Source organism: Candidatus Thiothrix phosphatis (genome assembly GCF_035668035.1).
GTDB lineage: Bacteria > Pseudomonadota > Gammaproteobacteria > Thiotrichales > Thiotrichaceae > Thiothrix > Thiothrix phosphatis.
This window is the reverse complement of sequence record NZ_JAYMYJ010000012.1, coordinates 124,243-131,869: the sequence shown is the minus strand read 5'-3', so window position 1 is coordinate 131,869 and position 7,627 is coordinate 124,243. Positions and strand designations below refer to the sequence as shown.

The 7,627-nt window shown below is 59.4% G+C and carries 7 protein-coding genes; 4 read left to right on the top strand and 3 right to left on the bottom strand.

All coding sequences use genetic code 11. The features are described 5' to 3' along the window. Window positions 1-42 precede the first annotated feature (42 nt). Window positions 43-288 carry an Arm DNA-binding domain-containing protein gene (locus tag VSS37_RS01615; protein ID WP_324692863.1) on the bottom strand — a complete coding sequence of 82 codons (246 nt, stop codon included), beginning with the start codon at window positions 286-288 and terminating at the stop codon, window positions 43-45. 32 nt (window positions 289-320) lie between these two features. Beyond that, on the bottom strand, window positions 321-2,108 hold the full coding sequence (locus VSS37_RS01610) for an ABC transporter ATP-binding protein (RefSeq protein WP_324692861.1): 1,788 nt from the start codon (window positions 2,106-2,108) through the stop codon (window positions 321-323). 93 nt (window positions 2,109-2,201) lie between these two features. Here VSS37_RS01610 and arfB point away from each other — a divergent pair, with 93 nt between their 5' ends. Beyond that, the gene (arfB, locus tag VSS37_RS01605) at window positions 2,202-2,633 is read left to right on the top strand and encodes an alternative ribosome rescue aminoacyl-tRNA hydrolase ArfB (protein WP_445971466.1); all 432 of its coding nucleotides are present in this window, start codon (window positions 2,202-2,204) and stop codon (window positions 2,631-2,633) included. Here the strand turns inward: arfB and VSS37_RS01600 are convergent. Continuing rightward, on the bottom strand, window positions 2,630-6,265 hold the full coding sequence (locus VSS37_RS01600; protein WP_324692860.1) for a hydantoinase B/oxoprolinase family protein: 3,636 nt from the start codon (window positions 6,263-6,265) through the stop codon (window positions 2,630-2,632). The two genes, arfB and VSS37_RS01600, sit on opposite strands and share 4 nt — an antisense overlap. Before the next feature lie 123 nt (window positions 6,266-6,388). Here VSS37_RS01600 and VSS37_RS01595 point away from each other — a divergent pair, with 123 nt between their 5' ends. From VSS37_RS01595 to VSS37_RS01585, 3 genes are read left to right on the top strand one after another with little or no spacing between them, the layout of a single operon-like run. Beyond that, a complete protein-coding gene (locus VSS37_RS01595) occupies window positions 6,389-6,871 on the top strand; it encodes a LabA-like NYN domain-containing protein (RefSeq protein WP_324692858.1) in 483 nt (160 codons plus the stop codon). Between the two features lie 60 nt (window positions 6,872-6,931). Then, entirely contained in the window at window positions 6,932-7,153 is a 222-nt protein-coding gene (locus tag VSS37_RS01590; protein ID WP_324692857.1) for an AbrB/MazE/SpoVT family DNA-binding domain-containing protein, read from the top strand. 3 nt (window positions 7,154-7,156) lie between these two features. Then, window positions 7,157-7,579 (top strand): type II toxin-antitoxin system VapC family toxin, encoded by a 423-nt coding sequence (locus VSS37_RS01585; RefSeq protein ID WP_324692856.1) that lies wholly within the window; start codon window positions 7,157-7,159, stop codon window positions 7,577-7,579. The last annotated feature ends 48 nt before the right edge of the window (window positions 7,580-7,627 follow it).

The following is a 7,627-nucleotide window of genomic DNA, read 5'->3' as shown; positions in this document are numbered from 1 at the left end:
CCTCGTGTGGGGAGTGTGCCCTTTATGAGGTGTCCGGGATTATTAGACCAGTACACTCAGGCTCAGGCCACCATCACGCGCAAGGCCATCGCGCCCAGTGCCGTAATAGCCGCCCAGCGTCATGACGCGCTGTTTGTTTTCAGTTGGGGTGCGGTACAGGTAAATGAATGTGACCTTGCCGCCGGGTGACACCTGCACGCCAAAGCCGGGAAGCTGTTTCCCTTCCATCAGCCGGTAGGGTTTTCCCTTTGGGGTGAGTGAATCCAGGAACTTTGGTGTGAATGCCATGGCCTAGCCTGTCCAATTGTGGTTAATTCACATCATTCTATTCCCTCCCGCTCCCCGGTTTGCAGACGCCACAAGGCGGCATAAACTCCATTGCGTTGCACCAACTCCTCATGCGTGCCAGATTCCACAATCCGCCCGTGCTCCAGCACATGGATGCAATGCGCATGGCGCACGGTGGAAAGGCGATGCGCAATGATCAGGCTGGTGCGCCCGACCACCAGCCGGTCGAGGGAACGTTGGATGGCGGCTTCGGTTTCATTGTCCACTGCCGAAGTGGCTTCATCCAGGATCAGGATAGGCGGATTCTTGAGAATGGCGCGTGCCAATGCTAACCGTTGACGTTGCCCGCCGGACAGTTTCATGCCGCGTTCGCCGACCTGGGTATCGTAGCCCTGTGGCAAATGGCTGATGAATTCATGCGCCTCTGCTGCTTTGGCGGCGGCGACCACGGCGTCACGCGGGGTATCGTGGCTGCCGTAGGCAATGTTTTCCGCCACGCTGGCGTCGGCCAGAAACGTATCCTGCGCCACATAGCCCATGGCGCGCCGCAAATCCTGCAATTGCAGTCCCGTGATCGCCTGCCCATCAAGCCGGATGCAGCCTTGCTGTGGGTCGTGGAAGCGCAGCAGCAGCTTGATCAGGGTGCTCTTGCCGCCGCCGGTGCCGCCGACAAAGGCGACGGTTTCGCCAGCGGCAATGTCCAGGTTGAGGTTGCTGAGGGCAGGGCGGTTCTGGCCGGGGTAGCTGAAACTGACATCGGCAAATTCCAGTCCGCCCTTGACGCTGGCGGTATCCAGCGCCTGCCCGGCGTAGCTGATTTCCATCGGGGTATGCAGCAAGCCCAGCACCCGGTCGATGGAGGCCATCGAACGCTGGTACAAATCGGTCATGTCGGCCAGCCGCGTCATCGGCCACAACAGCCGCTGGGTCAGGTAGACCAGCACCGAGTAACTGCCCACGCCAATTTCGCCATCCAAAGCCATGAAACCGCCGTACAACAACGTAATGGTGAAACCGACCAGAATGGCAACGCGAATGACAGGGGTGATCGCGGATGACCAACGGATCGCTTCCGCATTGCGCACCCGGTACAGGTCGGAACCCTGGCGGATGTGTTCGGCCTCGAAATCCTCCGCCGTGTAAGCCTTGACGGTGGCGATGCCGCTCAGGTTGTTGCTGAGGCGGGTCGCCAGCGCCCCGGCGGCTTCGCGCATGGCGGCGTAACGCGGCGCCAGCCGGTTCTGGAACCAGAACGCGCCGTACAGGATAAAGGGGATCGGCAGCAGGGCGAGGACGGCGAGGCTGCTGGTCAGGGCAAAGAACACCCCGCTGACCATCAGTGTGCCGACGAACACCTGGAGCAGGTCATTCGCCCCGCCATTGAGGAAACGCTCCATCTGGTTGATGTCTTCGTTGAGCACCGACAGCAGGTTGCCGCTGCGGTTGCGTTCAAACCAGGCCATGTCCAGTTGCTGCACATGGCGGTAGGCGTCCATGCGCAGGTCGTGTTGCAGGTTCTGCGCCAGATTGCGCCACTTGAGGTTGTACAGGTATTCAAACAGCGATTCGGCGATCCACACAACCGCAGTCAATACCGCCAGTGAGATGATTTGCTGCTTGGGGTCGGCAATGCCCATTTTGGCTAGGAACGAATCCTGTTGGTTGACCACAACATCCACCGCCACCCCGATCAGCACTTCTGGCAGGATGTCGAAAAACTTGTTGAGCACGGAGTAAACCGTCGCCTTGATGACATCAGGGCGGTATTGCCGGGCGTAGTTGAACAGGCGCTGCAAGGGGTGGGCAGGGCGGGTGTCCATGCAAATTTCCTTTGGGATGGGACAAGCAGGGCAGTTTAGCATAGGCGGGTTGGGCAATACGTATGCTACATTGATGGCAGTAACAATCTGCACATGCCAAGCCGTAACCCAATGCTGAAGTTTTCCAACAATATCCAGATTCCAGCGGAAGAAATCGACTTCCAACCTATCCGTGCGCAAGGCTCCGGCGGGCAGAACGTCAACAAGGTGTCGACCGCCATCCACCTGCGTTTCGACATTAATGCCTCCTCGTTGCCGGAAATGTGGAAGGAAAAATTGCTGGCCTATCCCGACCAGCGCATTTCCGGCGATGGCATTATTGTCATCAAGGCGCAAACCCTTAACAGTCAGGAGAAAAACCGGGCAGATGCGCTGGAACGCCTGCACCAGCTGATTCTGGAGGCCACCAAAGTGCAGAAGAAACGCAAGGCCACCCGCCCAACCCGCAGTTCCCAGATCAAACGGGTGGATAGCAAGAAAAAGCGCAGCCAGATCAAGGCCGGGCGCGGCAAGGTGGATTACTAAGCCTTGCCATACCCGCCACCGCCAGGCGTGGCGATAGTCAGCACATCGCCTGCCTCCACTTCCACTTGGGCAATCCCTGCCAGCGTTTCCAGATAACCGTCATTGCGCAGCACCCGGTTGACGCCGCATTGCCCATTCCTGCCGCCTGCCATGCCATACGGCGCGACCTTGCGGTGCCCTGAAACAATGCTCACGGTCATCGGTTCGAGGAAACGGGTTTTACGCACCACACCGTCGCCGCCGTTATGCCTGCCTTTGCCGCCGGAATGGGGGCGGATGTGGAACGCTTCCAGCCGCACCGGGAAGCGGGTTTCGAGGATTTCCGGGTCAGTCAGGCGCGAGTTGGTCATGTGGGTATGCACCGCGCTGGCCCCATCCGCATTCGCTGTCGCGCCCGCGCCGCCGCATAGTGTTTCGTAATATTGATGGCGCCCGTTGCCCCAGGTGACGTTGTTCATGGTGCCTTGCGCCGCACCCATGACGCCGAGCGCGCCAAACAGCGCATCCACCACGTATTGCGAGGTTTCCACATTGCCTGCCACCACTGCCGCCGGGTATTGCGGGTTGAGCATGGAGCCTGCTGGGATGATGATGTCGAGCGGTTTCAGGCAACCTTCGTTCAACGGGATATTGTCATCCACCAGGCAGCGGAACACGTACAGCACGGCGGCGCGGGTGATCGCGGTCGGCGCGTTCAGGTTGCCGGGGTGCTGCGGGCTGGTTCCGCTGAAATCCAGGGTGGCGGAACGGTTTTGCGCATCCACCGTAATCTGTACGCAAATCCGGCTACCATCGTCCATGTCATATTGGAAGTTGCCGTCCCTGAGTTTGCCGATCACGCGCCGCACGGATTCTTCCGCGTTGTCCTGCACATGGCGCATGTAGGCCTGCACGGTGCTTAAGCCCATCTGCCCGACCATGCGCCGGAGTTCGGATTCACCCCGTGCGCAGGCCGCCAGTTGTGCCTTCAGGTCGGCGATGTTGTAGCTGATATTGCGGGCAGGGAAGGGGCCGGAAGCGAGCAGGGCGCGGATTTCACCCTCACGGAAACGCCCGTTTTCCACCAGTTTGACATTGGTCAGCAGAATGCCTTCTTCCCCGATGCTGCGGCTGAGTGGTGGGATCGAACCGGGGGTGATCCCGCCGACATCCGCATGGTGGCCACGGGTGGCGACGTAGAAAATGATCGTCTGGCCGCTTTCCGCAAACACTGGCTTGACCACGGTAATGTCGGGCAGGTGGGTGCCGCCGTGGTACGGGTCGTTCAGCACAAACACATCGCCCGGTGCCATTGCGCCTGCGTTGGCGTTGATCACGGCCTTGATGCTTTCGCTCATGCTGCCCAGATGCACCGGCATGTGCGGCGCATTCGCCACCAGATTGCCGTCGGGGTCGAAGATGGCGCAGGAAAAGTCCAGCCGTTCCTTGATATTGACCGACACGGCGGTCTGTTCCAGCACGAAGCCCATTTGTTCGGCGATGGACATGAACAGGTTATTGAAGATTTCCAGACGGATGGGGTCGGGAATATTGGTGGGGGCAAGAGACGTGGAGTCGCGGCCAGCCCCTCCCCTGATAAGGGGAGGTTGGGAGGGGTTTCTTCTTTCCATCACCAGATCCCCCTGCCCAGTCAATTGCACTGACCAACCTGGTTCCACAACCACTGTCCCGGTGCTTTCCAAAATCACTGCCGGGCCAACAATCGTTTCCCCAGCAAGCAAATCATCCCGCTGATAAAACGGCGTCGCCTGCCATTTTCCCCGCACAAACACTGGATGCGAAGTGATATTCTCTGTTCTCCCATCCCCCCCTGCGGGGGAAGGGTCGGGGATGGGGGGTAAGGAGGCGATAGCCTCCCCAGCAATCCCCTCAACCTCAACACTGGCAATCACCACCGCCTTTTCCGGCGTCACAAACCCAAACCGCTGCCGATGCGTTTCCTCAAACGAAGCCCGAATTTCCGTTGCAGCCTCGCCATCCCAGCCAACCAGCAAACTCGAATCCGAACCTGCATAGCGGCAATACAGGCGGGTTTCATGCCGCAAGTGCACAGTGTCCACGCCTTGCACGCGGATATGCGTGGCAGTTGCATCCGCCAATTCCGCACGCAAGCTTTCCAACTCCACCCGCAACCCATCTTGCAGTTCAGCCTCCACGCTGCGGGTAAGAATGTGGCGCACGTCCGCCAGTCCCATGCCATAAGCCGAGAGCACCCCCGCAAACGGATGCAGGAAGATTTTGCGCATCCCCAGCGCCTCCGCCACCAGGCAGGCGTGCTGGCCGCTGGCACCGCCAAAGCAGCACAGCGCGTATTCGCTGATGTCATAACCACGCTGCACGGAAATTTTCTTGATGGCGTTCGCCATGTTTTCCACTGCAATGGCGAGGAAGCCTTCCGCCACCTGTTCCGGCTGCATATTGGCATTGCTGGCCAGTTCAGCGAATGCAGTGCGTACAGCTTCTGCATCCAGCGGCCCATTGCCTTCCGGCCCGAAGATTGGCGGGAAATGCTCCGGCTGCAACTTGCCCAGCATCACATTGCAATCGGTAATGGTGAGCGGCCCGCCACGCCGGTAGGCCGTAGGCCCCGGATTCGCCCCGGCAGAATCCGGCCCCACCCGGAAGCGTTGCCCATCGAAATGCAGGATCGAGCCGCCACCGGCCGCCACGGTATGAATCTGCATCATGGGGGCGCGGATGCGGGCACCGGCGATGTGGCTTTCCAACGTGCGTTCGTATTCGCCCGTAAAATGGCACACATCGGTGGAGGTGCCGCCCATGTCAAAGCCGATCAGCTTGCCGAAACCGGCGGCTTGTGCGGTCTGCGCCATCCCCACCACACCACCGGCAGGCCCGGAGAGGATCGCATCCTTGCCCTGGAAATGGTCTGCCTGCGCCAACCCGCCGTTGGATTGCATGAAAAACAGTTTGGTATCCGGCAATTCCCGCGCCACTTGCTCGACATAGCGGCGCAGTACCGGCGAGAGATAGGCATCCACCACGGTGGTATCGCCGCGTCCGACCAACTTGATCAGCGGGCTGACGGCATGGCTGACGGAAATCTGGCTGAACCCCACTTCGCGGGCGATCTCCGCCGCCAGTTTTTCATGCTGCGGATAGCGCCAGGCATGCATGAACAGGATCGCAGCCGAGCGCAAGCCCTGCCCATAGGCGGTTTGCAGACCGGCGCGAAGTTGCACGGCGTCCGGCGTTTGCAGGATTTCGCCATCAGCGGCAATGCGTTCTTCCACTTCCAGCACATCGGTGTACAGCATTTGCGGCAATTCGATGTCGAGCGCGAACAGGTTGGGGCGTTGCTGGTAGCCAATGCGCAAGGCGTCGCCGAAACCGCGTGTCGTCACCAGCAGGACGGGTTCGCCTTTGTGTTCCAGCAGGGCATTGGTGGCGACAGTTGTGCCCATGCGCACGGTATCAATCTGCTCCACCGGAATGGCTTGCCCGTGTTTCACACCCAACAGGTCGCGGATGCCTTGGATGGCGGCGTCGGCATAGCGTTCCGGGTTTTCCGACAGCAGTTTGTGGGTGAGGAGCCCGCCGTCAGGCCGTCTCGCTACGATGTCGGTGAAAGTGCCGCCACGGTCGACCCAGAATTGCCAACGCCCCTTGCTCATGTTGCCTGCTGCTCCGATGCGATAAACTCCCCATCTTTGCATAGCCGAAAACCAGGACGCAAACATGCCCACACTGCCTATTCACGCATCTTTTCGCCCCGCCTACGCCATCAGGGTCAGCCTGTGAAGCGGGTCAGCCTGTTTGTGGATGTGCAGAACATCTACTACACCACCCGCGACGCCTACGGGCGCGGCTTTGACTACAACCGTTTTTGGGCGCAGGCGACTGCCGGGCGGCAAGTGGTGCAGGCGTGTGCCTACGCTATCGGGCGCGGCGACGAAAAGCAGAAACAGTTCCAGAATATCCTGCGCGCCATTGGTTTTGAGGTGAAGCTGAAGCCTTACATCCAGCGCAGCGACGGCTCCGCCAAAGGCGACTGGGATGTGGGCATCACCCTGGATGTGATCGAAGCCGCCGCCAGTGCCGACATCATCGTGCTGGCGTCCGGCGATGGCGATTTCGACCTGCTGCTGCGCAAGGCGCATGATCGCTACGGGGTGGAAACCGAGGCGTATGGCGTGCCAGGGCTGACGGCGAATTCCCTGATCCAAGCGGCGACGCGCTACGTGCCGATTGACGGCGGTTTGTTGCTGAAGGCGAAGTAGGTTTGCCTCCTGTGTTATTCCTTACTATACTTTTGAACGTAAGGAATAGAGGCAAACACTATGTCAACCGCCACCATCACTAGCAAAGGCCAGACCACCATTCCCAAAGATATTCGGGATGCGTTGGATTTGCAGCCCAAAGACAAAATCCAGTTCACGTTGTTGTCGGATGGCACCGTGATTCTGCGCGCCAAGCGCCGCAGCATCCTTGAGCTACATGGAATGCTGCACCAACCCGGCAGCAAACCAATCCCGTTGGACGACATGAACCCCTGGAAATAACGTATGGTCTGTGGCCTCGACACCAATGTATTGGTGCGTTATCTGCTGAACGATGATCCGCAGCAGGCGGCCATTGCTCGCCAGCGTATTCAGCAAGCCGTGACGGATGGTGAACCCGTGCGCATCAGTCTGCTGACCATCCTCGAAACCGAATGGGTGCTGCGCAGTTACGGCAAACGCGACAAGGCCACTATCATCGGCGTGTTTCAGGCATTGCTGGAAAGCCGCGATGTCGAGATCGAACTGGAAGAATCGCTGGAGCAGGCGCTGCATTACTACAAAAACAGCAATGCCGATTTTGCCGACTGCCTGATGTCCAGCCGATACCAGCGTAGCGGGTGTGCCGCGATGCTGACGTTTGATGAAAAGGCGTCGAAATTGCCGGGGTGTGAGCTGCTGGAGGCGACGGGTTTATCCTCAGTGTAAATTCTGCCATGCTGTTGATGAATACCGAAAAGCTGAAGTTAAATGGAT